The sequence below is a fragment of the Pseudonocardia sp. EC080619-01 genome, from assembly GCF_001420995.1.
Lineage (GTDB): Bacteria > Actinomycetota > Actinomycetes > Mycobacteriales > Pseudonocardiaceae > Pseudonocardia.
In genome coordinates, this window is the sequence record NZ_CP012184.1 from 5,888,138 (window position 1) to 5,911,897 (window position 23,760).

Consider the following 23,760-nt stretch of genomic DNA (forward strand, 5'->3'; position numbering starts at 1 on the left):
CTCACGGGGACGTCACCGGACCGGCGGTGAGGGCGCCGACCGCGGCGGCGAACCGGGATCCCGGGACCTGCTCGGCGACCGCCAGCGCGTCCGCCATGGTGTCCACATCGGTCAGCTCGGGCAGCGCCGCGCCCCGCAGCCCACCGGCGCGCAGTGCGGCGATGGTGCGCTCCCCGGTGTCGGACCGGGAGGTCGGGACGTCGGCCAGCAGCGTTGCCGCGGTGGGGTCGCGGAGCGCGACGGCCCACCAGCCGCCGTCGGCTGCGGGGCCGAGGGCCGCGTCCGCCCGGTCGAGCCGGGTCAGCGCCTCGTCGAGCAACGCCGGCGTCAGCTGCGGGGTGTCCATCCCCACCTGCACGGTCGGCAGGCCGGGCCACCGGGCGGCGACGTCGGCGTGGGCGTTCGCGATGCGCGGTCCGAGCGCGTCGCCGCACTGGCCGATCCGCATCGTCCGGCCCAGCCGGCGGCGCAGGGCGTCCGCCCGGACGGCTCGGCCGATGTCCCCGGCGAGTGCCACCACCGTGGCCGACCCCGGGACGCGCGTGGTGGCGTCGAGCGTGTCCAGCAGCGCGGCGGCCGCGATCCCGGCGGCCTGTCCGGGTGTCGCGGGCGGGCAGAGGCGGGTCTTGACCAGTCCGGGTTCGGGTGCCTTCGCCAGCACCAGCACCGCCGCGCGCGGCGGCGCCGCCGGGGTGCTCACGACCGGCTCCGCCGCGCCAGCAGCACGCGGACGGCGTAGACGAGGGCCGAGGTCGCCACGAGCACGGCCACCAGGGCGCCCCAGGCCGCGGCGTAGGGCTGCTGGTCGAGACCCGTGGCGGCGAGGTGGGTCGGCTCGGCGGTTCGGACGATCCCGGGCAGGAAGAGCAGCAACGTCAGCCCGGCCCCCAGCAGGGGGACGCGCACGTGGTTGACCAGCGGCACCGCGTGCCGGGGGAGGCGGGGGAGCAGCGCGGTCAGCGACCGGTCGCCCGCCGCGTAGAGCGGGTACAGCAGCAGGTCGTGCACGACCGCCGCCCCGACGAACCAGATCACGATCCGTAGCGCGGACGGATCGCCGAGCAGGAACGACGCCGCGTACGCAGCGAGGGCGAGGCAGGCCAGCATCAGGGCCAGGTGCCCCGGACCGGCTCCGTAGCGGGCTCGGAACCCACGCATCAGGCCTCCCGGAAGTCGATCGAACGCACCCATTTGGTGCAGTGCACGCCCGGGGTCGAGGGCACGATCACCCGGGCCGGGAAGCCGTGGTCGAGGCTCAGGTCGTGCCCGTTGACCCGGAGCGCGAGCAGCGCGTCCTCGTGCAGCGTCTGGGCCGCGGTGAGCGTCACCCGCCCGAACGGCCCGGCGTCCAGGGAGTCCACGAACGACGACCCGGGCCGGGGGACGCTCGCACGGGCGGCGAGATCACGCAGCCGCACCCCCGTCCACGTCTCGACGGTCGACCAGCCCTCGACGCACGCGATGGGCAGCCTGGCGGTGTGCAGCGGCAGGCCGTCGACCCCGGCGAGCAGCTCGTCGCGCGTGTAGCGGAGCGCGGCCGGGCCACCGGTCAGCTCGATCCGCCACCGCGCCCCCGTCATCTCCGGACCGATCGCCGCGGCGGCCGCGGTGCGATTGACCGGGTAGTCGTTGCCGGGGATCCCCTCGGGCACCCGCCCCCGGGGCAGCAGGACGGCGAGGTCCCGCAGCGGACCACCGATCGTCTGGCCCGCGGTCAGCAGCCCGACCAGCGGCGAGCCGCCCCCGACCAGCGCCAGCGCGCCCCGTCGGCTCATGGTCGGGTCGGCGGGATCGGTCGGGACCAGGCCGGGCTCCCCGTCGTGCCCGTCGGGTTCCTCGGGCCGGGTGTCCGCGAGCGGCGTCCGCAGCTCGGTCCGCAGCGAGCGGGAACGGAGCGACCGCACCATCGTCGGGAGCTTCAGCACGAGGTGTGCCACGAGCGCGCCGATGAACACCCACGCGCCCAGGTAGTGCGCGGTGTAGAAGCTGAAGCCGAACACGTAGTCGTACTGGATGTTCAGGACGCCGGTGACGGTCTCGAACAGGATGCTGCCGACCAGCAGCAGCACCGAACCCCGCTCCAGGAGGTGGGCGATGCTGCGCACCGGCGGCCGCTCGAACAGCCGTGGGATGACCGACCACAGCTTGGCCAGCACGACGGGGATCAGCACCAGACCCAGACCGACGTGCAGCCCCTGGGTGAGCCGGAACAGCCACGCGGGGTCGGTAGGGAACTCGGTGATCGGCAGCCGGAGCAGACCGACGTCGCCCGGGATGCCCTGGCCAGGCCCGTAGGCGACGTGGTCGAGCAGCCCGGTGACCACCACGACGGGCAGCCCGACGAGCAGGACCAGGCCGAGGACCGAGGTCAGCCAGGGACCACGGAGCGGGCTCCGGAAGCGGGGCCGATGGGGGGAGAGTGTCACGACGTCCTCCAGTGCGGGTCGCCGCCGGACGTTAGGCAGGCATCGCGTTCCCGGAGGTGCGCCGGACGATCTCGTAAGAAAGCCCTAAGACTTCGTGCCGCGCGGACTTCTTACCGAACGGTGACGGTGACGCCCGGCCCGGCCGCGACGACCTAGGCTGGCACCATGCCGTCGGCGTCCCGGGTGCTCGTGGTCGAGGACGACGACACCGTGCGTGAGGTGATCCGCCGCTACCTCGGCGACGCCGGGTACGGCGTGCTCGAGGTCGCCGACGGCCGGGCCGGGCTGTGGTGGGCCGTCGAGCACGCACCGGACGCGGTCGTGCTCGATCTCATGTTGCCCGGGATGGACGGCCTGCAGGTCTGCCGGGAGCTGCGGGCGCGCCGCCCGCAGCTGCCGATCGTCGTCCTCACGGCGCTCGGTGAGGAGGAGGATCGGGTTCGTGGCCTCCAGCTGGGGGCGGACGACTACGTCGTGAAGCCGTTCAGCCCGCGCGAGCTGGTCCTGCGCATCGGGTCGGTCCTGCGCCGGTCGGCGCCGGAGGCGGCGAGCGTGGGCCCGGTCGTGGACGGCGGCCTCGTCGTCGACCGCTCCGGGCAGCGGGCCCACCTCGACGGTGTCCCGCTCGCGCTCACCGGCCGCGAGTTCGACCTGCTGGCGTTCCTGGTGGCCCATCCCGGGCGTGCCTTCACCCGGACCGAGCTGCTCGCCGAGGTGTGGGGCTGGGAGTACGGCGACCAGTCCACCGTGACCGTCCACGTCCGACGTCTGCGGGAGAAGCTCGAGATCGACCCGAACCGGCCGCGGCGGATCGCGACGATCTGGGGGACCGGCTACCGCTACGACCCTGCCGACCGGCCATGACGCCCGACGAGCTGCTGGAGGCGGCCTCGGCCGCGCTCCTGTTCTCCCTGCCGGTGCTGGTCGTCGGGGGGATCGTGCTGAGGATGCTGCGGCGGCGCTCGCTCACCGCGGCGATCGTCGCGCTCGTGCTGGTCCCGCTGCTCGCCACGCTCAGCGGGGTGGTCGGGGTGAGCGGGTTCATGTTCACCCCCCAGCTCGGCGACGTGCTCCTCGCCTGCCTGGTCGTGACCGTGATCGTGGTGCCGGCGGGCACGCTGTTCGGGCGCACCCTGGCGCGGGAGGCCCTCTGGCAGCACGAGGCCCGGGACGCCGAACGCCGCTCCGAACGGTCCCGCCGCGAGCTGGTCGCCGGCATGAGCCACGACCTGCGTTCGCCGCTCGCCGGGATCGGGGCGCTGGCCGACTCGGTGCTCGACGGGATCGTGCACCGGCCGGACGAGGTGCAGGACTACGTACGGCGGATCCAGAGCGAGACGCGGCGGATGACGGACATGGTCGAGGACCTGTTCCAGCTCTCCCGCGCCACGTCGGGAACCCTGCAGCTGAGGCTGCGGCAGATCCCGCTCGCCGAGATCGCCTCCGACGCCGTGGCCGCCGAGGCGGTCGTCGCCCGTGCCACCGGGGTCGACGTCCAGGCGATCGCGCCCGAGGACTGGCCGCTGGTGCACGCCAGCGACGCCGATCTCGCCCGGGTGGTGCGCAACGTGGTGGCCAACGCCGTCCGGCACACCCCGGCCGGAGGCTCCGTCGTGCTCACCGCCGGTGGCCGCGAGGGTGGTCTCGCGTGGCTGCGGGTCGACGACGAGTGCGGCGGGATCCCGCCGCAGGACCTCGGCCGGATCTTCGACGTCGGCTACCGCGGTACCGGTGCCCGGACACCCGGTGCGGACGGCGGAGCGGGGCTGGGCCTGGCCATCGCGCGCGGCCTGATGGGCGCACAGAACGGTGGGATCAGCGTCGTCAACAACGGGCCGGGATGCCGCGCCGAGCTGACCCTGCCGACCGCACCTTCTCCCAGGAACGCCTGACAGGCCGGGGCCCGCGCGCGCCCATGGAACACCCGGCCACGGCAGGAAGAAGTCTCCCTCTGGGGAAGCGAGGACACTCACACTACCCGACACCCTGCGTATCAAGATTCGTCGTATTCGATCACGGTGTGGCCGTGTTGAGGGCGTCGGAGCTGCTGGCTTAGCGGTCGTCGAGGCGGCGGCCGGCGTAGCGAGCCCATGGTTCGGCGGCCTTCTCTGCGTGGAGGAAGGCGACGTGGGAGCTGTAGCCGAACGCTTCCGCGACGAGCGATGGTGGGCATTCGAGTACGAGTTCGCCGATGGCCCGGTTGCGTGCTCCTCGAAGGTTGATGCCGAGGTCGCGGAGATGGCTCATTACTGTGTTCGGATGTAGGTGCTGGCCTGCGAGAGTGCTGGGAAACAGCCACGGACTGTCTGGGCCGCCGCCGGTTCGTAAGTTGGGTCGGTCGGCGAGGTGGTCGCGTAGGAGTTGGGCGAAGGGTTCCGGAACGTCGGTCGGCCGCTGCCCGAGAATGATGCTCATGCCATTCGGGTCGTCGTTGATGTGGTTGCTGGGGAGGGCTGCGATCTTGACCAGGGGTTGTGCATAGAGTAGTAGCAGTATTCCGGCGACGCGGTAGGGGAGCGATTCGCTGCTGCCGGTCAGTAGTTCGTGGATCCAGGCCAGTCGTTGGTCCTGACTGAGCGATGGGCTCGTTCGTGGTGATCGGTGTGGCACGGTAACTCGTGTGTTGATTCGTCTGTTCTTCGCCACGACGAAGAAGGTTCGAATGTAGGATCTTGTGGTCGGGCCCGACGAGAGCCACTCATCGATGTCAGGTTGGGTGCAGGTCGCGGCGGTGCGCTGGTAAGTATCGTGGAGCCACGTCAAGAATTTGATGGTTTCTGTGATTTCTTGCTTTGCTGAATGAACTGGGCCGCGGGTGGACGTACCGGTAGACGCCTTAGCGCGGATGCGGCGAAGATGATGCCAGTTGACGAACAGCTCGACCGGTTGGCGCACGTCCTCGGGCAAACCGTCGAGTTTGGTGTCGATCCAGCGCTCGAAACGATGCAGGTGCATATCTCGGGACGGCAAGACGCCACGGTTCTCCAGGACTGCCCGGAGATGATCGGTGGTCCGGCCGGGAATTGTGTCGAGGCCCTCGTGGGAAAGTGGAATCGACCCGTCACCGAGTGCTCGCAGGAGCGCTTCGACCTTCTTGGACCGCTTCCACACGATGATTGATTCGGGCCGTTCGACTCTGCAGAGCACGTCGACGAGGGCGATGAGCTCATCAGGGCTGGGCTGCCCACCGAGAAGGTCGTGGAGGTCGTCGCGTAGGGCGCAGCGAGCGCAGTGCGTCCTGCGGTAGTGCCCGGCCTCGTCGCCGCAGCGCTGGCAGTGGAAGTCGTCGTCGATGCCGGCGCAGGGTGCGCACCTCGGTTGCCCCGAGTCAGGCGGATCAGGCGGCGGGCCGGGAAGAAGGCGCTGTTGGCCGCAGGTGGGGCAGGTTCCGTGGGTGTGGATCGCGTCGAACCAGCAGACGAAACAGATCCGCCCCTCCGGCCATGTGGCCTGCAGTCGAGTGGTCTGCCGATGGCAGCGTGCACAGGTGTACTCGCCGGTTGCGAGTCGTTTCCGTCCGCGTTGTGCCGAGCGAGGGGACAGGCCACTCGGCTCCGGATCCATCGCTGTCCTCGGTGTTACTCGTCGAGGATGTTCGCGCGGCGGGGGCGGAGCGTGCGGTTGAGGTCGACGACATTGGCCGGGTTGGTCGTGCCGGTCTTGCGTGCCCGTGCGTCGGTGGCCGTCACCGTGAGTAGGTCATCGGGGCGACAATCGAAGATGTCGCAGATCGCGGCGATGAGCTGCAGAGATACTCGCTCGGGGCGCTGGTTGACCAGCCGATAGACCTGCGGACGCGACAGCGTGATGTCGCGTTCTGCGAGCAGCGGGATGAGCTCGGTCGTGTTGTGCAGACCTCGCGCGGCCATGAGCTCGGCCAGGCGCCACGTGTAGTCGACTTTGCGTCTCATGGTGTTCGGTCCTCGGTTCTGCGTGCGAGCGCGTCAGTGACCGTGCGGTCCAGAGCCCCGCGGAGTGTGGACCGACGGAACTCGTCAGACGTGAACTGGTAGATCCCTGTGGTGGAAGCGTACTCATGCCCCATCTGGTCCTGGACGAACCGCGGATCCCAGCCCGCCTCGAGCAGGTGGGTGGCATACGAGCGACGAAACGAGTGGATGTCGACGCCGTCGGCGAAACCGAGGTCTTCGCAGTACCGACGCAACCGTCTGAGCAGAGTCGACTCGACGACAAGACCGCCGCGTTCGCTGGGGAACAGGTCGAGTGTGTCGGGTTCGCCGCGGCCGTTGACCAGCCAATCGTCGAGGATTTCGGGCGTCCATCGCCACACGGTGAGAACGCTGCGGCCCTTGTTCGGGGAGGCGCGCCGAGCCTTGCCGTAACGGACCTTGCAGACCCCGAACCGCCCGAACTCTCGCGCGTGCGGGTTACGTGCGAAATCAATGGTCTGCAGGTGGCGCAGCTCGTTGAACCGAAGGCCGTAGGCGTAGGCCGTCTTCATCATGACGGCGTCGCGGAAGGCTGGCTTCCAGCCCTTACGACCGGACGCACCGATCCGCTCGACCTGCTGATCAGCATGCAGAAACAGCGCGTCTAGTTCTTCGCGCGTGTACGGCCGCTTGGTCGGCCGGCCATCGTAGGCCTGAACGTGGGGAGCGGTGTTCCATTCAAAGAAGACCTGCGCTGGATGAGTACCGAAGTACTGCTCGCAGACGCGGTCCCACCCGTAGTCGGGGTTACTGATATAACTGGAAAACGCGCGTAACGCCGAGTGATAACCTCGCAATGTCGAATGGCTCACGTGCTTGACCGAGCGCAGGTCAGCCGAGAACTCCTCGACCATCACGGGCGTCCAGTTCCACGGATCCTCATTCACGTGAGCGATGAAACGCTGCACACAGCGCAACCGCTGCTCGATGGTGGAGAACTGGAGATTGCGAGACAGTTGCTGGTTGCGCCAGCCTTCGAGCATCAGCTGCTGCACCTGCTCGGCCGGCCGCAGGACCGGGATCGACCGCACCAGCCGGATCCGGCCGGACCCATCAAGCTGCATCGCACCTCCCGACGACCCGTTGCATCTGATGATTCAACGATGCATCCGGTGAGACGTCAAGGGTGTCGCTGCAGGTCAGCCCGAAACCTGAACGGAGGCCTATCAGCAACGTACGGCACGGTCAACCCCGCAGATCGACGCCGACACGACCACGCGAACAGCAGGCCTGTCGCAGGTCAGACCCCTCGTCGCGACCTGCCTCGGCCGACAGGACGGGAGACGGGCAGTTGATTCATCTGATGCGATACGCAGCCCCTCGACTGTCATAACGTGCATTATCGGTTCGACATCAGGGGAGTTCCGAGTGCCCCGGGGCGTGCTCTCGTTCCCGCCGGTGTCGCCGGCCGCCGGCCCTTCGCACGGATGTGATCCCGACATCGAGGACTCAGCGATCGCCGGGTTGCCGTGTCCGTTCGTCGTCGGCGCGATGCACTGAGGGCCGCAGCCCATGGCATCCGTTCAGTCGCCGTCACAGGCGTCCGTGAGGTCCGACGGCCGACCGGACTCGGCCACGGCTTGCCCTGAGGGCGGATCCCCCGCTCGCTCGGCGTCATGCGCCGGCCGCGATAACTGTCATAATTCCTTGGTGTCGCCGATCCTGGTGGTCGTGCCGACGTCACTGATCCACGACGGTCTGTCCCCGCGGTTCGAGGTCTGTCAGTGCGCGGGAGGCGAGAACGACGGCGAGGATCATCAGCCAGGCACCCACCAGCGCGAGGGCCGCCGCTGTCGGTGATCCGTACTCGGCGACGATCCCGGCCACGGCGATCCCGGCGGGTGCGGCGACCTGCAGGAGGGCGTTCTGCAGGCTGAGCACCCGGCCACGGGTCTGCTCGGGTGTGCGCTCGGCCTGCAGGACCCCGACCACCGCGCCCTGCAGGGCGTTGGTGAGACCGAGCAGGGCGGCCCCGGCGAGGACCACCAGCGGTGAGATCAGGGTCGCCATCGTCAGGAACCCGACGGTGGTTCCGGTCAGTGCGGTGGCCATCCAGAACCGCCGGGTCCTGCGGGTACCGATCCCGGCGTAGACGCTGGTCCCGGCGAGCATGCCGACGGCGAGGGCGGTGAGGACGAACCCGAGCAGGTCGGGGCGTTCGATGACGCTGAAGTACAGGGGCAGGATCAGGCCCTGCAGCCCGCCGACGACGGTCGCGAGTCCGACGGTGAGTCCGACGGTGCCGGTGAGGAACCTGCTGCGGCGCAGTACTGCTGCGCCGGCGGTGAGCTGTGTCCACACCGGTTCCCGCTCAGCGCCTCGGGTGTCGATGCGGCCGAACCGGTGCGGGACCAGTGCCGTGAGCAGCGCGGCGGTCACCGACGTGGCGGCGACGAGCAGGAGCACGGTGCTCCCCTCGAACAGGGCGAGCAGCGTGCCGGCGGCGGCGGGACCGATCACCAGTGCCATCGACGTCATGGACTGGCGGAGTCCGACCACGCGTTCCAGTCGCATGCCGCTGTGGCGGGCCACGGCGGGGACCAGGATCTCGCGTGCGGTCATGCCGGGGACGTCGCCGAAGGAGCCGATGATCGCCAGCGCGATGAACCACGACAGGTTCAGTCCCCACAGCAGGTCGACCAGTGGGATGGCGGCCACTGCTGCGGCGGAGATGATGTCGGCGATGATCGAGAAGTTCCTGCGGTTGTAGCGGTCCAGCACGACGCCGGCGGAGAGACCGACGATCACCGCGGGGACGGCCGTCGCCGCCGAGACGGCGCTGACGCCGAGCGGGCTGCCGGTGGTCTGCAGGACGATCAGCGGTAGCGCGACCGCAGCGAGTCCGTTGCCGAGCAGGCTCAGGAAGTGGGCGCCGAGGTAGGCGATCACGACGGGTGGCATGAGCACAGCAGAAACCCTGACGTCGCGTCGTGGTCAAGTGCGCGCGGTGGGCACGTGCAGTCCTGGCCGGCGATGCCGGGTTCGGGATCGCGCGGTGGCATGGTGCGCCGGATCGACGATTCGGTCGGCTCCGGTCGTGGCGCCGGACCAGGTCAGGTCGGACACTCGACCTCGTGCCACCGGTCGGATCGTCCGTGATTGGACGGATCACAGTGATGGTGTCGCGCGATCACCGTGATGCCAGAGATATCGTCGGCGACTGCTACTCCATCGACGTATGTAGGAGGTCTCGCGGTGGCTGAGGACGACGTGTCCACCATGCCGACATCGATTCAGGGTGAGCAGCAGGCCGAGGCCGGTTACGTCCGGGCCTCGGACGCCGATGTGGACCTGTACGTCGACCGGGTCTCCGACGAGGTGCTGGCGTGCCGTGAACGGGGACGTCATCTGTTCCCGACCATCCGCGAGGCCGGTATCCATTTCACCGGTGTCGACGACGACGGTCTGCTGCTGCGGCGGTTGACCTGCACGTGCTGCACGCTGGCGGTGCGGGTGGAGAAGTGGGAGGGGGCCCGTCGTCGCGGTCAGCGCACGCGGTTCCATCGGGTCGCCTCGTCTCTGGAGTACCGCACCGGAGCCGAGGGGCAGACCTATCTGGCTCCGTCCGGTCGCGGTCACATGACTCCTCGCCAGATCGGTGACTCCGTGGCGTCGAAGGCGCTGGCCGGTCAGACCGTCGCAGCATTGCGCAAGAGCGCTGCGCGGGCGGCGGCCGAGAGCGCTCGAGCGACCGGGACCAGCACGAAGACCGGCTGAATCGCGCCGGGCTCAGTGCGCGGTTTCAGCTCCATGTGATCGAGGGAGGCACCGTATGGGGATCCGGCAGATCCGCTACTGCGATGTGAGCGGCGTCGAGGACGACGTCGAGTCGCACGAGATTCATATCGACCAGATGCGGATCGAGATCGACCTCGCAGGTGCGGAGTACCGCAAGCTCCTCACCGCACTGCGACCGTATGTCGACGCCGGTCGGGTCGAGGCGTCCGCGCCGGCGTCGGTTCCGGACCGCGGCGGCCCGCGCCGCGAGGGTGACCGGAGGCCTCCGACGCGCACCGGACTCTCCGCGGCCGAGCGGGAACAGGTGCGCCAGTGGGCCGAGTCCAAGGATCTCCCGGTTCCGGCGAACAACCGGTTCAAACGATCGCTGATCGAGCAGTGGCGCCGGGAGACCGGTGGGGGCGGACAGGGGTCGGAGGTCTCCACGAGCTGAGGCGGACACACGCCCCTCCCCTGGTTCGGCCGTCGGTTCGTGTTCCGTGTCGGCCTGCGGCACCGACTCCGTGCCGGTCGCGGATCGGCCGGGCCGCACCCGGATCCCCCGTCCATCGATCGGCACCGATGGTCGACCGGTCTTGACCGTGCCGCTGCGGCACGGTGTTCGCTGCGCTCATGTCACGGCACGGTGCACCCCTCACGTCCGGGAAGAGCGGGCGAGGCGTACCCACCGGCCTGCCCACCATGATCGACCACAGGAGGAACACGATGACAGCGCTCACCGTGCTCGCGGACCAGGGCGGACACGCCGGTCTCACCTACACCATCGACTTCCGGCCCACCGGCGCACTGGCCACGCTCTGGCTCGAAGCCGGCCGTTCGGTCCGGGCCGAGGCGGGCGCGATGGTGGCCATGAGCCGTGAGATCGACCTGACCACCGAGCTCGAAGGTGGTTTGTGGAGCGCGATGAAGCGCTCCGCGGGTGGACGCTCGGCATCGGTGTCGACCTTCACCGCTCAGGACGGTCGAGGCAGGCTGCTGCTCGCCCCGCCGGCCCCCCGGCGACCTGGTCGCCGCCGCACTGAGCGGGAACTCCTACGACATCGCCGGTCACGCCTACCTCGCCGCTACCGAGGACGTCGCGGTCGATACCCAGTGGGGCGGCGCCAAGGCCTTCTTCGCCTCCGACAACGCCCTGGTCGTGCGCGCCAGTGGTGACGGGGTGGTGTTCCTGAGCGCGTTCGGCGCGCTGCTCCCCCAGGAGCTCGCGGCGGGCGAGACCCTGATCGTCGACACCGGCCACCTGGTCGCCTGGGACTCGTCGATGCAGTACCAGGTCCGCAAGGCGGCCAAGAGCGCATGGAAGTCGATGACCTCGGGTGAGGGGCTGGTCGCCGAGTTCACCGGGCCCGGGAACCTGCTGCTGCAGTCGCGCAACCTTCAGGCCCTCGCCGACGCGTTGAAGCCGCACCTGCCGGCCAAGGGCTGAGCCGGTCCGCTCCGCTCTGCCGCGCCGTGCGGCCGATGAGACCGACGTCGTGAGGGGCAAGAACGGGACCCGCCCGGCCGCAGCGCGTCCAGCTGTCGTCCTCCGGGCGTGGTGGATTCCGCATCGGCATACACGGCTCCTGCCCCGTCGGCGCCGGTCACGTGTAGGAGTTGCCGACGCCGGTGCGCAGGGTCCGGAGCTGGGCTGCGTCGTGGCCGAAGACGACCTGCCCACCGGTGCGTTCGGCGATTCCGCGGATCTTCTCGACCGAGGCGAACCACGCGACTGTGTCGTGGACGATCGCCGCGGGCAGCGCGGGCGGGCCGTAGGACTCGCTGCGGTACAGCGCGTCCGATGCGAAGATCATCGTCCCGCTGTCGGCGAGGTCGACCTGCAGGGACAGGGTCCCCCAGGTGTGGCCCGGCGTGCGGAGCGCGGTCACCCCGGGCATCAGCTCGGTGTCGGCGGCGATCGTGGTGAGCTCGAGGCCGTCGTAGTCCGACTTCAGGTGCGCACCCAGGTTGGCGCCGTCGAAGGAGAATGCGCCCTCCTTCTCGGCCTCGTCGACGAGGATCGTCGTGGAGGTGCCCGCCCACAACTGGGCGTTGCCCACGTGGTCGATGTGCAGGTGTGAGAGCACGAGCAGGTCGATGTCGTCGGGCCCGATCTCGAGCTGGCGCAGCCGCGAGTCGAGCCAGTCATCCTCCGGCACGCCGTCGATCGGGAAGGTCTCGTCGAATCCCATCGGGGCCCACCGGGTCTCCCAGTCCCGCGGGACGCCCGCGTCCCACAGCAGCTTCTGGCCGTTCGGGTGTTCGATGAAGACGACGTGGGTCGGCACGTCCACCCAGTCGCGGGCGCGGGGGCCACCGTTGCGGGTGAGCATCCGGGCCGGGTCGACGAGCAGCCATTGCAGGTCGGCGTGAACCGTGCCGGTCGGCAGGATCGTCACCCTGATCTTGTCGGTGCTCATCGGGTCTCCTCCACCGTTGTGAGGTCACCGGTCGCCGGGGCGGCCGCCGGTGACCTCGTGCCGGTGATCAGGTCGGTGCCGCGGGTCTCGGGCAGGTATCGGGCCAGTGCGATCGTGGCCAGCAACGCCACGGCGACCACGTAGAACGCGGGGGCGACGGGGAGTCCGAGGCCGGCTGCCAGCGTGGCTGCGACGAGCGGGCCCGGCCCGCCGACGGCGGCCTGGGCCAGGTTGAACCCGATGGCGCTGCCGCTGACCCGGGTGCGGGCCGGGAACAGTTCGACGAGTAGCAGTCCCAGCATGACGTTCGCCAGGGCCTCGAACATCGCGAAGGCGGTCAGCCCGATCAGGATCAGGGCGGGGGTTCCGGATCCGATGAGCAGGAAGCTGGGAATCGCGACCACTGCCAGTCCCAGTCCGCCGAGGAGGATCGTCGGCCGGCGTCCCCACCGGTCCCCCGACATCCCGGCGAGCGGGCAGACCAGCGAGTAGATCGCCAGCCCGGCGATCGTGAGCAGCAGGGCCTCGGTCCGGCCCAGCCCGACAACCGTGGTGAGGTGGGTGACCACGTAGGTCGCGAGGTAGTAGAAGCCGAGCCCGGCGACCGCGGTCGCGGCGAACACGAGCCCGATCCGGCCGATGCCGGAGCGGCCGAGGCTGCGCAGCGGCTCCTGCGGGACCTCGTCGCGGGCTTCGAGCTCTTGGAAGACCGGGGTGTCGTCGAGCCGGTAGCGGATGTAGAGGCCGACCACCGCCAGCGGTGCCGCAAGCAGGAACGGCAGTCGCCAACCCCATGCGGTGACCTGCTCCTCGGTGAGCCAGGCCGTGGCGCCCAGTGCGACGACACCGGCCAGCAGTACACCGATCGCCGACGTCGCGGAGATGATGCTGCTCCACAGGCCTCGCCGGTGCGACGGCGCGTTCTCCAGAAGGTAGGTCGTGGCCCCCGCGTACTCGCCGCCTGCCGAGAAGCCCTGCACGCAGCGCAGCGCGACGAGCAGCAGCGGAGCTGCGACCCCGATCGTCGCGTGGCTCGGGAGGCAGGCGATCAGCGTGGTGGAGACGCCCATCAGCAGCACCGACAGGGTCAGCGCGGGCCGGCGTCCGGTCCGATCGGCCAGCCGCCCGAGCACGACTCCGCCGAGGGGCCGCATGATGAACGCGACTCCGAACACCGCCAGTGCCGCCAGCAGCGAGGCGGTCGGGCTCGTGGAGGGGAAGAACAGCTGCCCGATGGTGACGGCGAAGAAGCCGTAGAGCGCGAAGTCGAACCATTCCAGTACGTTGCCCGCCGCGGCGGCGCCCACGACCTGCCGCGACCGGGCCGCCGTCGTCCGCGGCGTGCTCACAGCGCCAGCCCGCCGTCGACGACCAGCTCGGCGCCGGTCATGAACGGGCAGTCCCGCGCGGCGAGAAACAGCACCGCACGGGAGATCTCCTCGGCCGTTCCGCGGCGGCGCAGCGGCGTGGCGGCGGTGACCGCATCGATCTGCGAGCCCGGCATCACGTCGATCATCGTGGTGCTGATGAAGCCGGGCGCGACCGAGTTGACCCGTACCCCGTGCGGTCCGAGCTCGACTGCGGCGCACTTGGTCATACCGCGCACGGCCCATTTGGTCGTCGAGTACCCGATCTGGTTCGCATAGCCGCGGTGGCCTCCGATCGATGAGAGGTTGACGATCGATCCCTCCCCCGCCTGCTTCATCGGCCCGGCGACTGCCCGCATGCCGAGGAACACGCCGAGCTGGTTGACCCGGTAGTGCCGGTCGAAGTTCTCGACGCTGGTCTCGCTGATGTCGTGGCCCGGATCGAGGATCCCGGCGTTGTTCACGAGCAGCGTGATCTCACCGAGCTCGGTCCGGACCGACGCGGTGAGCTCGTCCCAGGACTGCTCGGAGCTGACGTCGTGCGGCAGGTAGCGGTGGGCCGGGCCGAGCTCGTCGACCAATGCGCGGCCGTGCTTCTCCGAGCCGCCCGCGACGACGACGGAGGCGCCGGCCTCGGCGAGCGCGGTGACGACGGCGGCGCCGATGCCGCGGCTGCCCCCGGTGACGACGGCGACGTCGCCGGTCAGCTCGTGGGTTGCGTTGCTCATGCGGGTCCCTCCCAGGGGGATGCGGCGCGGAGCCAGTCGATGAGCGCGGCGGTGACCGCCTCGGGCTGCTCCTCGGTGAGCAGATGGCCCGCACCGGAGATCGGCGCGTAGGTGGAGTCCGGCAGGTGGGCGTGCATGGTCCGGGCGTGTTCCGCGGCGATGCCGTTGTCGCCCTCGCCGTGCAGGACCAGGGTCGGGACGGTGATCCGGGCCAGGTCCGCGGTCCGGTCGGGTTTGTCGATCCAGGAGCGATACTCGCCGTACAGCGACCGGGCCGGGCGCCCGCGCCATGCCGTGGTCCAGCGTTCGACCAGTTCGGGCCGCTCTGTGAGGGCACGCTCGCCGAAGATCACCGGCCGGAACGCGTCGATCACGGATTCGGGGATCGGGCCGTCGGTGTCGAGCGGCTCGAGCAGGGCGCCGAACTCCTGGCGCTCCTGCGCGGTGTAGGCGGCGCTCTGGGTCGCCATCAGGACCAGGCCCGCGACCCGTTCCGGGTACCGCAGGGCCAGCTCGATGGCTATGAAGCCGCCGACCGACATTCCGACCAGCACGAAGCGGTCGACGCCCGCATCGTCGGCGATCGCGACGGTGTCCGCGACGAGGTCGTCGAGGGATCGTTCGGTGCCGTAGCGGGTGGTCCCGGCCCGGCTGGTCCAGGCGATGGTGCGGTAGGACGCGGCCAGTGCCTGCGTCTGGGGCAGGAACATCGTGCGGTCGAGCAGTGTGCCGTGGCTGAACAGCACCGGCGGGCCGTCGCCGGTGTCGGCCACGTCGGTCACGGGCATCGAGGCGGTGTCGGCCATGGGGTCCTCCCGGGTCGGTTCGGCTGGTCGTCGTCGATCAGCCGGTGGCGACGGTGGTGGGCGCTCCGCAGGTGAGCGACCGCCCCGCGGTCTCAGGCAGGGTCCTGGTCAGCACGATCCCGACGACGAGTGCGATCGCCGCCAGGTAGAGCGCCGAGGCGACGACCGTCCCGGTGGCAGCCGTCAGCGCGGCCGCGACCAGCGGTGCGGTCCCGGCGATCGGTCCGACGCCGAGGCTGTAGGCCAGCGCCGCACCGCTGGAGCGGGTCCGGGCGGGGAACAGCTCGACCAGGACGATCGAGGACATGACGTTCAGGCCGGCCTGCGGTACCGCGAACAGGCACATGCCGAGTAGTGCGAGCCACGGCGAGCCGGAGCCGATCAGCATCATGACGGGCACGGCAAGGACGACGTGCCCGATCGCCGACCCGATGTAGACCGGCCTGCGGCCGATCCGGTCGGACAGCCTCCCGGCGGGTACGCACAGCGCGACGTAGAGCACCAGTGCGACGGAGGTGACGAGCAGTGCGGACGGGCGTGATCCGGTCACCGACATGGCGTTCGCGAAGTAGGTCGCCAGGTAGTAGAAGCCGACGCCGGTGACCGACGAGCACGCGAACGCGACGAGCAGTGACCGTCGTTCGGTGCGCAGCGCCTCGCGTAGCGGGGCGGCGGCGACGTCGTCCTGGGCCCGAAGCTGCTGGTAGACCGGGGTCTCGTCGATCCGCAGGCGCAGGTAGAGCCCGACCAGGCCCAGCGGTGCGGCCAGCAGGAACGGCAGCCGCCAGCCCCAGGTCTGCATCTGCTCCGGTGACAGTGCGGTCTCCAGAGCGAGCACCGCGACGATTCCGGTGACGATCGCCAGTCCGCCGGATGCAGAGATCAGTGCCGCGCGGGCACCGCGCCGCCCGGGTGGGGCGTACTCGGCGAGGAACGCCGAGGCGCTGGTCCACTCGCCGCCCGCGGAGAGGCCCTGCACGCTGCGCAGTAGCACGAGAAGCGCCGGCGCCCAGAACCCGATGGTCGCGTAGCCGGGTAGCAGCGCGATGCACGTCGTCGCCACGCTGATGCCGAGCACCGCGGTGGACAGGGCGATGCGGCGGCCGTAGCGGTCTCCGATCGAGCCCAGCACCGCGCCGCCGAGCGGGCGGAACACGAACGCCACGCCGAACACGGCCAGCAAGGCGAGCAGGGAGGTCACGGCGTCGTCGGTAGGGAAGAAGACCCGGCCGACGGTGACTGCGACCGCGCCGCATACGGCGAAGTCGAACCATTCGGTGAAGTTCCCGATCAGGGTGGCCGAGACGACACGGCGGGGCATCGGCGAGGTCATGACGGCGCCCGTCCGCGGTCCGCGAGTGGGGCGGCCTCGCTGCCGTGCACCGGCGCCCAGCCGGAGACCGGGGTGAGGTAGTGCAGCTCGAAGACCCGTTCCACGATGGCCCAGCGCCCGTCCCGCCGTGCCGCGCGGTCCCGGTAGATCCCGCCGACCTGGGTCGGCCCGGTCTCGACGTTGGTCACGAGGCAGTCGAGTGCGGAGACGGCGCGTGCGGTCTCTCCGTCGTCGTCGATGTCGACGACCACGTTGGACATCCAGTGGTGCATGCGGGGGCTCTGCGACCAGAGCAGGTGTGCGGCCTCGACGATCCCGTCGAGGCCGGCGAAGTCACCGAACGGCTCGCCGAGCCGCAGCTCGGCGCCGGTGTGCCAGAGCGTGCGCAGCAGGTCGACGTCGCCGCTGTCGAAGGCGTGTGCGTACTGGGCCACGAGGCGTTCGACGGCCGTTCGGCTCTCGATCCGGTCGATCCGGGTCTCGATGTCGCTCATGGGTCTCCTCTCGTCTGGATCTCGTCGGGAGCGTTCGTGCCGGGGCCGGAGCGGTCAGCCCGCGGCGACGCTCATCCCGCCGTCTGCCATCACGACCGAGCCGACCAGGTACGCGGCCCGGTCGGAGGCGAGGAACGCGATCACCTCGGCGATCTCGCGCGGCTGTGCCGCACGCCCGATCGGGGTGCCGCTGCCGTGCTCGGCGAGGAAGCCGGGACCGTCGTCGTGGATGTCGTCGAGGATGTGGGTGAGGGTGTCGCCGGTCCCGACCGCGTTGACCCGGATGCCGGCAACGATGGCCTCCAGGGCGGTGGCGCGGGTCAGCTGGGCGAGCGCGCCCTTGGACGCGGCGTAGGCCGCGATCGTGGGGAACGCCTGATAGCAGGCATAGGAACCGACGTTCACGATCGCGCCCGAGCGCTGGGGTGTCATCGCGCGTAGGGCTTCGCGGGAGTGCAGGAACGCACCCGTGGCGTTGACGGCGAGCACCGAGTTCCACTCGTCGAGCGTCATCTCGGCGACGGTCTTGTTGATGATGATCCCGGCGTTGTTGACCAGCACGTCGAGTCCGCCGAACCGGTCGCTCGCGAGCTCGACGGCCTGCCGGGCGCTGTCCTCTTCGGCGACGTCGGCGACCAGCGGCGCGACCGCATCCGAGGCGAGGTCGACCACCCTCGGGTCGCGGTCTTCGGCGACGACCCGCGCTCCTCGGTCGACCAGCAGCTCGACCGTAGCGAGACCGATTCCGCTCGCCGCGCCGGTGACGATCGCGACCGTGCCCGCCAGTTCAGCGCCGACGTCGGTACCGCTGTCTCTCACCGGGCTCACGCCCGGGTCAGCGAGTAGTCGATGACCCCGCGGACGATCTTCCCGTCCCGCAGGTCCTGGTAGCCCTCGTTGATCTGGTCGAGGGTGTAGCGGCGGGTGATCAGCTCGTCGAGCTTGAGCTGTCCGGCGTCGTAGAGGCGCAGCATCCGGACGATGTCGTGCTGGGGGTTCGACGACCCGAACAGCGTCCCCTTGATCGTCTTCTGGTTGAAGACCAGATCGGAGCCCGACACGTGCACGGTGAGGCTGGCCGGGTTGGCCACCCCCGTGACGACCACGGTGCTGCCTTTGCCGATCACGTCGAACGCGTCGGTGATGACCTGTTCGGTCATGACCCCGACGACGCAGATGGCCTGGTCGGCACCCTCGCCCCAGGTCAGCTCCTTCGTCGCGGCCGCGGCCTCCTCCGCGGTGGGGAACACGTGAGTGGCACCGAAGTCGAGTGCGGTCTTGCGCTTGAACTCGACCGGGTCCACGCAGATCACATACTTCGCGCCGGCGTGGGCGGCGCCCTGCACCGCGTTCATCCCGACGCCGCCGAGGCCGTAGATCACCACGGTGTCGCCTGGCCGGACTCCCCCGGCGTTGACGGCGCTGCCCCAACCGGTGGGGACCCCGCAACCCACGAGGACGGCCTTGTCCAGCGGGAGCCAGTCGTCGACCTTGACACACGACAGCTCGGACACGGTGGCGCGCTCGGAGAAGGCGCCGAGCATGCAGAACCCGCCGATGTCACCGAGCTCGGGGTCGTGCATCCGGAAGGTGCCGTCGGGCATGGAGCCCTCGAGGATGGTGGCGCCGGAGTTGCAGAGGTTCTGTTTGCCGGTGGAGCAGTAGCGGCAGGTGCCGCAGGCCGGGGTGAAGCTGCACACGACGTGGTCGCCGGGTGCGACCCGGGTGACTCCGGGGCCGACCTGCTCGACGATCCCTGCGGCCTCGTGACCGCCGACGATCGGGAAGCGCACGACGTTGTCGCCGTCGACCATGTGCAGGTCCGAATGGCACAGACCGGCGGCGGACATCGTCAGCAGGACCTCGCCCGCGCGGGGCTCGTCGAGCTCGATCTCCCGGATCTCGAAGGGCTGGTGGTAGCCGGTCAGTACGGCGGCACGAGTCTTCACGTCGTCTCCAGAGTGGAAGGGTGGGGTGGCGTTCAGCCGTGGAAGGTCCAGACGGACTTGGTCTCGAGATAGCCCTCGAGGCTGTCCGGACCGAGGTCTCGGCCGTAGCCGGACTGCCGGAAGCCGCCGAAGGGGGCGGCCGGGTCGGTGAGGCCCCAGCCGTTGACGTAGACGGTGCCTGCCCGCAGCGCCCGGGTGGCGCGGTGCGCGGTGCTCACGTCGCGGGTCCACACGCCGGCGGCGAGGCCGTATTCGCTGGCGTCGGCGCGGCGCAGGACCTCGTAAGTGTCGTCGAACGACAGCACGGTCAGGACTGGCCCGAAGATCTCGTCGGTCGCGCAGGCCATCTCATCGCGTGCGCCGGAGACGATCGTGGCCGGGTGGAAGAAGCCCTCGGCCGGGACGTCGGGGCCCACGTGCACGGTTGCGCCCTGTTCCCGGGCCAGGCGTACGTGTGCGGCGACCTTGTCCTGCTGGGCCGCGTTCACCAGCGGTCCGAGCTCGGTGCCATCATCGAGGCCGTGTCCCGGGCTCAGCCCGTCGGCGATCGTGGTCAGCCGCGCGACGACCTCGTCGTGCACCGAGCGGTGCACGAACAGCCGCGACGGCGCGCTGCAGGTCTGGCCGGAGTGCCAGAACAGCCCGCCGGCTGAGCCCTCGACGGCGGCGTCCAGGTCGGCGTCGGCGAAGATGATGTTGGCGCTCTTCCCGCCCAGCTCCAGCGAGACCCGCTTGACCTGGTCCGCGGCCCGGCGAGCGATCTCCTTCCCGACAGCGGTCGACCCGGTGAAGGTGATCTTGTCGACGAGCGGGTGGTCGACGAGCGCCTGTCCGGCGTCGGCGCGGCCCGGAACGACATTGAGCACGCCGGGCGGTAGACCGGCCTCGACGGCGAGCTCGGCGAGCCAGAGGGCCGAGTGCGGGGTCTCCTCCGAGGGCTTGAGGACCACGGTGCAGCCGGCCGCCAGCGCGGGGGCGAGCTTCCAGCCGCAGAGCAGCAGCGGGAAGTTCCACGCGGTGATCGCGCCGACGACCCCGACCGGGACCTTCTCGGTGGCGATGTGGATGCCGGGGTGCGAGGTCGGGACGGTCGAGCCGACGATCTTCGTCGGCCAGCCGGCGAAGTAGTGGAACGCCCGCGCCGCGAAGTCGACGTCGATGGACCGGGCCGCGCCGCGCACCTTGCCGGCGTCGAGGACCTCGAGCTCGGCGAACTCGTCGGCCCGCTCGAGGATCGCGTCGCCGATCCTGTGCAGGATCTTGCCCCGCTCCAGCGGGGTCGTCGTCCGCCAGGGCGATCCGGGGCGGAACGCACGCGCCGCGGCCTGCACGGCCCGGTCGACGTCGCCGGCGTCGCCGCACGTCGCGGTGCCGATCCTGTGGCCGTTCGCCGGATCGACGACCGCGAGCTCCTCCCCGCTGCCGGCGGCGATCGCGGCTCCGTCCACGAACAGGTGCGGCGGCAGCGTGAGTCGCTCGGACACCGCGTGGGTCACGGCGGGGGCCGCGCTGGCGAAGGTCATCATTGCCCTCCATTGATATTTGATACAAACTGCAGAGCGAAGACGACAGCGACGCCCCTAGGCAGATGCGGCCGATCGAGCCAATCGAGCGGCTGCCGTGCAGAGAGTCACAGACATCTCCCGCCGAGGCAAGCTTGAACTTCACGCAACTTGTATCAAAGATCAGTCATCGGTCGGGCGCGTGCCGCCGGACCCACTCGCCGTCCTGGAGGCATCGATGCCGTCCGCCGACACCTCACCGACCCCCCGTGGCCGGCCGTTTCGTGAAGGCCTGCTCGCCCTCGATCCACCCCGGCTGCTCGGGTCACGCTGCACCGACTGCGGTGCCGCGGCCTTCCCCGCACGGACCTTCTGCCCGGCCTGCCGGACCGGGGTCGTCGCGCCCGCCGAGCTCTCGACGAGCGGGCGGGTGCACTCGTTCACCGTGGTGCGCCAGGCGCCCCCGGGTACCGAGGTGCCCTACACGCTCGCCTGGGTCGACCTGCCCGCCGACGAGGTGCGCTTGATGGCACAGGTCGTCGGCATCGCGCCGGAGGGGGTCGAGCTGGACATGCCGGTCGACCTCGAGCTCACCGGTTTCGGCACCGCCGAGGACGGCACCGGGCTGGTCGGGTTCTGCTTCCGCGCCGTCGGGCAGGTGGCGCCGTGAGCCTCGCTCCCGCCCACGTCGCCGGTGCCGGCATGGTCCGCTTCGGCAAGTACCCGGCCGACGTCACGCTCGAGGCGATGGCGCTGGGGGCGGCGCGGGAGGCGCTCTCCGACGCCGGCGCCGATCTGGCGGCCGTCGAGGGCCTCTATGTCGGGCACGTCTTCGGCGGCCCCGTCGCCGGTCAGCGGATCGCCGCCCAGCTGGGCCTCGACGGCCGCCCGGTGTCCAACCACGAGAACTACTGCGCCAGCGGCGCCACCGCGATCCGTGAGGCCTGGGTCGCGCTCGCCGCGGGCCTGCACGACGTGGCCCTGGTGATCGGCGTCGAGAAGATGACCGACCGTGTCGCCGGCGGGGTCCGTCCCGACCCTGGCGACCTCGACGCCGCCGTCGGCTACGTGATGGCCGCCGGGCACGCGATGAGCGCTCGGCGCTACATGGCCGAGCACGGCGCCACCCGGGAACAGATCGCGGCGGTGGCGGTGAAGAACCACGCCCACTCCGTGCACAACCCGTGGGCGCAGTACCAGAAGCCCGTCACCCTGGAGCAGGTCCTGGGCGCGCGACCGATCGCCGAGCCGCTCGGCCTGCTGGACTGCAGCCCGATCTCCGACGGCGCGGCAGCGGTGCTGCTGTGCACCCCGGCGGGTCTGCGCAGGCTCGGGCTCGGCACCGGCGGCCCGCGGGTGCTCGGCGTCGGCCAAATCAGCGGCTCGGTGCAGACCGGCCTGGGTGATCTCAACGCCGAGGACGTCTCTCGCCGGGCGGGCGAGGAGGCCTGGCGGCTCTCCGGCGTCGGCCCGGCAGACATCGACCTCGTCGAGATGCACGACTGCTTCACGATCGCCGAGATCGTCCGGATGGAGGGGCTGGGCCTGGTGCCGCGCGGCCGCGGCGCCGCCTGGGCCGCGGAGGGGGTGACCGCACTCGGGGGCAGGTTGCCGGTCAACCCGAGCGGTGGGTTGCTCTCGCGCGGCCACCCCGTCGGCGCGACGGGTGCGGCGCAGGTCTGCGAGCTCACCTGGCAGCTGCGCGGCACCGCGGGTGGACGTCAGGTCGAGGGCGCACGGACGGGGCTGGCCTATTGCAAGGGCGGGACGGTCAACGGCACCGACGGCGGGTCGGTCACCACGGTGGTGATGACGGCATGAGCACCATCTCCCCCGCCGTCGTCCGCGGCGCGGGAACGCTGGTCCCCAGCGTCCGCGACGCGCTCGCCCGGGCCCGCCCCGCCGCCTCGGTCGCGGTCGTGGTCCCCCGGGTCCCGGCAACGATCCCGCTCGCCGAGCTGACCGACGACCGGCTCGACGAGGAGGTCGCCGGCCCGCTCGACGCCGTCCTCGCCGACGTGCAGGCGGTGCTCGGCGAGGTCGACCGGCTCGTGTTCGTCCTGCCGCACACCCCGCTGATGGCCGTCGCGGGCGGCGCCGCTGCGTCGGCCGTCGCGAACGGGATCCTCTCGATGGCCCGCACGCTGGCCATCGAGCTCGCCCGGGACCGGGTGAGCGTCAACGTGGTGGCCCTCGACCCGGCCGCCCCGGCCGTCGCCGCGCTCGCCGCCCAGCTCACCGTCCTGGCGGGCGAGGGCGGCGACGCGGTCACCGGCCAGGAGATCTACCTGACCGCAGGCACCGATCTGGGGAGGCTGCGCCCGTGAGCCCGACGGCACTGGTCACCGGAGGAGCAGGCGGCATCGGCCGGGCGGTCTGCGCACGTCTCGCGGCAGACGGGTTCACCGTGCTGCTCGCTGATCTCGACCCGGCGGCGGTGGCGACCACCGCCGCGGCGATCGGGCCCGGCGTCGAATCCTGCGTCCTGGACGTCACCGATGCGGGGTCGCGGCGGGCGGCGGTCGCCCGGGCCGACGCGCTGGGCGGGGCGGACCTGCTGGTCAACTGCGCGGGCGTGTTGCGGGACGCGCGGATCCACAAGCTGGACCCGGCGTTGTTCCGCGGCCTGATCGGGATCAACCTCGTGGGGCCGCTGGCACTGGCCAGGCTCGTCGCCGTAGGGATGGCAGAGCGTGGCCGGGGCTCGATCGTCAACGTCGCCTCGCGGGCCTGGCTGGGCACGTTCGGTTCGACCGCCTACTCCACCGCGAAGGGCGGCCTGGTCGGCGCGACCCGCTCCCTGGCACTCGAGCTGGGGCCACAGGGGATCACCGTCAACGCCGTGGCCCCTGGGTTCGTCGAGACCCCCATGACCGGCGGGCTGCCACCGGAGATCCGCCGCCGGACCCTGGACGCGATCCCGGTCGGCCGGGCCGGGACACCTGAGGACGCCGCCGGCGCCGTCGCCTACCTCGCAGCCGCCGGTTATGTCACCGGGCAGGTGCTCGTCGCATGCGGCGGCCGCAGCATCGGCTCCCCGTACTCGGAGGGTGGACAGTGAAGGACGA

Annotated in this window: 26 protein-coding genes; 10 read left to right on the top strand and 16 right to left on the bottom strand. The window is 70.7% G+C overall.

What is annotated here, in order from left to right; genetic code table 11:
* Position 1: 1 nt before the first annotated feature.
* The 3 genes from AD017_RS27050 to AD017_RS27060 are packed head-to-tail and all read right to left on the bottom strand — an operon-like array spanning position 2 to position 2,426.
* Positions 2 to 700 (bottom strand): DUF2064 domain-containing protein, encoded by a 699-nt coding sequence (locus tag AD017_RS27050; RefSeq protein ID WP_082539092.1) that lies wholly within the window; start codon positions 698 to 700, stop codon positions 2 to 4.
* Positions 697 to 1,158: a hypothetical protein gene (locus AD017_RS27055; RefSeq protein ID WP_010244032.1), complete on the bottom strand. Its 462-nt coding sequence runs from the start codon at positions 1,156 to 1,158 to the stop codon at positions 697 to 699. Before AD017_RS27055 ends, AD017_RS27050 begins: the two co-directional genes overlap by 4 nt.
* Positions 1,158 to 2,426, bottom strand: a complete 1,269-nt coding sequence (locus AD017_RS27060; RefSeq protein ID WP_060575988.1) for a molybdopterin-dependent oxidoreductase — start codon at positions 2,424 to 2,426, stop codon at positions 1,158 to 1,160. Before AD017_RS27060 ends, AD017_RS27055 begins: the two co-directional genes overlap by 1 nt.
* A 165-nt stretch (positions 2,427 to 2,591) precedes the next feature.
* Here AD017_RS27060 and AD017_RS27065 point away from each other — a divergent pair, with 165 nt between their 5' ends.
* Together AD017_RS27065 and AD017_RS27070 are read left to right on the top strand one after the other, a co-directional pair.
* On the top strand, positions 2,592 to 3,290 hold the full coding sequence (locus AD017_RS27065) for a response regulator transcription factor (RefSeq protein ID WP_060575989.1): 699 nt from the start codon (positions 2,592 to 2,594) through the stop codon (positions 3,288 to 3,290).
* Positions 3,287 to 4,318 carry a sensor histidine kinase KdpD gene (locus tag AD017_RS27070; protein ID WP_060575990.1) on the top strand — a complete coding sequence of 344 codons (1,032 nt, stop codon included), beginning with the start codon at positions 3,287 to 3,289 and terminating at the stop codon, positions 4,316 to 4,318. The genes AD017_RS27065 and AD017_RS27070 overlap by 4 nt, the downstream gene beginning before the upstream one ends.
* A 160-nt stretch (positions 4,319 to 4,478) precedes the next feature.
* Here AD017_RS27070 and AD017_RS33715 read toward each other — a convergent pair whose 3' ends face one another.
* From AD017_RS33715 to AD017_RS27090, 4 genes are all read right to left on the bottom strand, one after another.
* Positions 4,479 to 5,990: a recombinase XerD gene (locus tag AD017_RS33715; RefSeq protein ID WP_193408772.1), complete on the bottom strand. Its 1,512-nt coding sequence runs from the start codon at positions 5,988 to 5,990 to the stop codon at positions 4,479 to 4,481.
* A gap of 14 nt (positions 5,991 to 6,004) precedes the next feature.
* Entirely contained in the window at positions 6,005 to 6,337 is a 333-nt protein-coding gene (locus AD017_RS27080; RefSeq protein WP_060575992.1) for a helix-turn-helix transcriptional regulator, read from the bottom strand.
* Positions 6,334 to 7,440, bottom strand: a complete 1,107-nt coding sequence (locus AD017_RS27085) for a tyrosine-type recombinase/integrase (protein ID WP_060575993.1) — start codon at positions 7,438 to 7,440, stop codon at positions 6,334 to 6,336. The genes AD017_RS27080 and AD017_RS27085 overlap by 4 nt, the downstream gene beginning before the upstream one ends.
* A 616-nt stretch (positions 7,441 to 8,056) precedes the next feature.
* Complete coding sequence (locus AD017_RS27090; RefSeq protein WP_060576644.1) at positions 8,057 to 9,277, bottom strand: MFS transporter; 1,221 nt, start codon at positions 9,275 to 9,277, stop codon at positions 8,057 to 8,059.
* Between the two features lie 318 nt (positions 9,278 to 9,595).
* Here AD017_RS27090 and AD017_RS27095 point away from each other — a divergent pair, with 318 nt between their 5' ends.
* The 4 genes from AD017_RS27095 (at position 9,596) to AD017_RS27105 (ending at position 11,540) form a co-directional block, all read left to right on the top strand.
* Entirely contained in the window at positions 9,596 to 10,093 is a 498-nt protein-coding gene (locus AD017_RS27095) for a hypothetical protein (protein WP_145986089.1), read from the top strand.
* A gap of 55 nt (positions 10,094 to 10,148) precedes the next feature.
* Complete coding sequence (locus tag AD017_RS27100; protein ID WP_060575995.1) at positions 10,149 to 10,547, top strand: histone-like nucleoid-structuring protein Lsr2; 399 nt, start codon at positions 10,149 to 10,151, stop codon at positions 10,545 to 10,547.
* Between the two features lie 272 nt (positions 10,548 to 10,819).
* A complete protein-coding gene (locus tag AD017_RS37540; RefSeq protein WP_369821654.1) occupies positions 10,820 to 11,269 on the top strand; it encodes an AIM24 family protein in 450 nt (149 codons plus the stop codon).
* Entirely contained in the window at positions 11,154 to 11,540 is a 387-nt protein-coding gene (locus AD017_RS27105) for a TIGR00266 family protein (RefSeq protein ID WP_369821701.1), read from the top strand. Before AD017_RS37540 ends, AD017_RS27105 begins: the two co-directional genes overlap by 116 nt.
* Before the next feature lie 157 nt (positions 11,541 to 11,697).
* Here AD017_RS27105 and AD017_RS27110 read toward each other — a convergent pair whose 3' ends face one another.
* From AD017_RS27110 to AD017_RS27150, 9 genes are read right to left on the bottom strand one after another with little or no spacing between them, the layout of a single operon-like run.
* A complete protein-coding gene (locus AD017_RS27110) occupies positions 11,698 to 12,513 on the bottom strand; it encodes an N-acyl homoserine lactonase family protein (protein ID WP_060575996.1) in 816 nt (271 codons plus the stop codon).
* Positions 12,510 to 13,862: an MFS transporter gene (locus AD017_RS27115; RefSeq protein ID WP_082538313.1), complete on the bottom strand. Its 1,353-nt coding sequence runs from the start codon at positions 13,860 to 13,862 to the stop codon at positions 12,510 to 12,512. The genes AD017_RS27110 and AD017_RS27115 overlap by 4 nt, the downstream gene beginning before the upstream one ends.
* Positions 13,859 to 14,608, bottom strand: a complete 750-nt coding sequence (locus AD017_RS27120; protein WP_060575997.1) for an SDR family NAD(P)-dependent oxidoreductase — start codon at positions 14,606 to 14,608, stop codon at positions 13,859 to 13,861. Before AD017_RS27120 ends, AD017_RS27115 begins: the two co-directional genes overlap by 4 nt.
* On the bottom strand, positions 14,605 to 15,414 hold the full coding sequence (locus tag AD017_RS27125) for an alpha/beta fold hydrolase (RefSeq protein ID WP_227012603.1): 810 nt from the start codon (positions 15,412 to 15,414) through the stop codon (positions 14,605 to 14,607). The genes AD017_RS27120 and AD017_RS27125 overlap by 4 nt, the downstream gene beginning before the upstream one ends.
* Before the next feature lie 37 nt (positions 15,415 to 15,451).
* Entirely contained in the window at positions 15,452 to 16,735 is a 1,284-nt protein-coding gene (locus AD017_RS27130) for an MFS transporter (RefSeq protein ID WP_060576646.1), read from the bottom strand.
* Positions 16,736 to 16,743: 8 nt separating this feature from the next.
* Complete coding sequence (locus AD017_RS27135) at positions 16,744 to 17,241, bottom strand: nuclear transport factor 2 family protein (RefSeq protein WP_060575998.1); 498 nt, start codon at positions 17,239 to 17,241, stop codon at positions 16,744 to 16,746.
* A gap of 54 nt (positions 17,242 to 17,295) precedes the next feature.
* Positions 17,296 to 18,060 (bottom strand): SDR family NAD(P)-dependent oxidoreductase, encoded by a 765-nt coding sequence (locus tag AD017_RS27140; RefSeq protein ID WP_060576647.1) that lies wholly within the window; start codon positions 18,058 to 18,060, stop codon positions 17,296 to 17,298.
* 5 nt (positions 18,061 to 18,065) lie between these two features.
* Positions 18,066 to 19,190, bottom strand: a complete 1,125-nt coding sequence (locus tag AD017_RS27145; protein ID WP_060575999.1) for an NDMA-dependent alcohol dehydrogenase — start codon at positions 19,188 to 19,190, stop codon at positions 18,066 to 18,068.
* Between the two features lie 32 nt (positions 19,191 to 19,222).
* The gene (locus AD017_RS27150; RefSeq protein WP_082538384.1) at positions 19,223 to 20,713 is read right to left on the bottom strand and encodes an aldehyde dehydrogenase; all 1,491 of its coding nucleotides are present in this window, start codon (positions 20,711 to 20,713) and stop codon (positions 19,223 to 19,225) included.
* Between the two features lie 217 nt (positions 20,714 to 20,930).
* Between AD017_RS27150 and AD017_RS27155 the strand changes: the two genes are divergently transcribed.
* Genes AD017_RS27155 through AD017_RS27170 form a run of 4 tightly spaced genes read left to right on the top strand, consistent with a single transcriptional unit; the run spans position 20,931 to position 23,753 of the window.
* Positions 20,931 to 21,362 carry a Zn-ribbon domain-containing OB-fold protein gene (locus AD017_RS27155; protein WP_145984080.1) on the top strand — a complete coding sequence of 144 codons (432 nt, stop codon included), beginning with the start codon at positions 20,931 to 20,933 and terminating at the stop codon, positions 21,360 to 21,362.
* Positions 21,359 to 22,513 carry a thiolase family protein gene (locus AD017_RS27160; protein ID WP_082398952.1) on the top strand — a complete coding sequence of 385 codons (1,155 nt, stop codon included), beginning with the start codon at positions 21,359 to 21,361 and terminating at the stop codon, positions 22,511 to 22,513. Before AD017_RS27155 ends, AD017_RS27160 begins: the two co-directional genes overlap by 4 nt.
* The gene (locus tag AD017_RS27165; RefSeq protein ID WP_060576002.1) at positions 22,510 to 23,019 is read left to right on the top strand and encodes a hypothetical protein; all 510 of its coding nucleotides are present in this window, start codon (positions 22,510 to 22,512) and stop codon (positions 23,017 to 23,019) included. The genes AD017_RS27160 and AD017_RS27165 overlap by 4 nt, the downstream gene beginning before the upstream one ends.
* On the top strand, positions 23,016 to 23,753 hold the full coding sequence (locus tag AD017_RS27170; protein WP_060576003.1) for an SDR family NAD(P)-dependent oxidoreductase: 738 nt from the start codon (positions 23,016 to 23,018) through the stop codon (positions 23,751 to 23,753). Before AD017_RS27165 ends, AD017_RS27170 begins: the two co-directional genes overlap by 4 nt.
* The last annotated feature ends 7 nt before the right edge of the window (positions 23,754 to 23,760 follow it).

What these genes read in the sequence shown, in the direction of transcription:
- AD017_RS27085 (WP_060575993.1), bottom strand. Translation starts at nt 7,440, where the DNA reads ATGCAGCTTGATGGGTCCGGCCGGATCCGGCTGGTGCGGTCGATCCCG.
- AD017_RS27070 (WP_060575990.1), top strand. Translation starts at nt 3,287, where the DNA reads ATGACGCCCGACGAGCTGCTGGAGGCGGCCTCGGCCGCGCTCCTGTTC.
- AD017_RS33715 (WP_193408772.1), bottom strand. Translation starts at nt 5,990, where the DNA reads ATGGATCCGGAGCCGAGTGGCCTGTCCCCTCGCTCGGCACAACGCGGA.
- AD017_RS37540 (WP_369821654.1), top strand. Translation starts at nt 10,820, where the DNA reads ATGACAGCGCTCACCGTGCTCGCGGACCAGGGCGGACACGCCGGTCTC.
- AD017_RS27065 (WP_060575989.1), top strand. Translation starts at nt 2,592, where the DNA reads ATGCCGTCGGCGTCCCGGGTGCTCGTGGTCGAGGACGACGACACCGTG.
- AD017_RS27055 (WP_010244032.1), bottom strand. Translation starts at nt 1,158, where the DNA reads ATGCGTGGGTTCCGAGCCCGCTACGGAGCCGGTCCGGGGCACCTGGCC.
- AD017_RS27155 (WP_145984080.1), top strand. Translation starts at nt 20,931, where the DNA reads ATGCCGTCCGCCGACACCTCACCGACCCCCCGTGGCCGGCCGTTTCGT.
- AD017_RS27100 (WP_060575995.1), top strand. Translation starts at nt 10,149, where the DNA reads ATGGGGATCCGGCAGATCCGCTACTGCGATGTGAGCGGCGTCGAGGAC.
- AD017_RS27150 (WP_082538384.1), bottom strand. Translation starts at nt 20,713, where the DNA reads ATGACCTTCGCCAGCGCGGCCCCCGCCGTGACCCACGCGGTGTCCGAG.
- AD017_RS27165 (WP_060576002.1), top strand. Translation starts at nt 22,510, where the DNA reads ATGAGCACCATCTCCCCCGCCGTCGTCCGCGGCGCGGGAACGCTGGTC.
- AD017_RS27120 (WP_060575997.1), bottom strand. Translation starts at nt 14,608, where the DNA reads ATGAGCAACGCAACCCACGAGCTGACCGGCGACGTCGCCGTCGTCACC.
- AD017_RS27090 (WP_060576644.1), bottom strand. Translation starts at nt 9,277, where the DNA reads ATGCCACCCGTCGTGATCGCCTACCTCGGCGCCCACTTCCTGAGCCTG.
- AD017_RS27095 (WP_145986089.1), top strand. Translation starts at nt 9,596, where the DNA reads ATGCCGACATCGATTCAGGGTGAGCAGCAGGCCGAGGCCGGTTACGTC.
- AD017_RS27080 (WP_060575992.1), bottom strand. Translation starts at nt 6,337, where the DNA reads ATGAGACGCAAAGTCGACTACACGTGGCGCCTGGCCGAGCTCATGGCC.
- AD017_RS27135 (WP_060575998.1), bottom strand. Translation starts at nt 17,241, where the DNA reads ATGAGCGACATCGAGACCCGGATCGACCGGATCGAGAGCCGAACGGCC.
- AD017_RS27110 (WP_060575996.1), bottom strand. Translation starts at nt 12,513, where the DNA reads ATGAGCACCGACAAGATCAGGGTGACGATCCTGCCGACCGGCACGGTT.
- AD017_RS27125 (WP_227012603.1), bottom strand. Translation starts at nt 15,414, where the DNA reads ATGGCCGACACCGCCTCGATGCCCGTGACCGACGTGGCCGACACCGGC.
- AD017_RS27130 (WP_060576646.1), bottom strand. Translation starts at nt 16,735, where the DNA reads ATGCCCCGCCGTGTCGTCTCGGCCACCCTGATCGGGAACTTCACCGAA.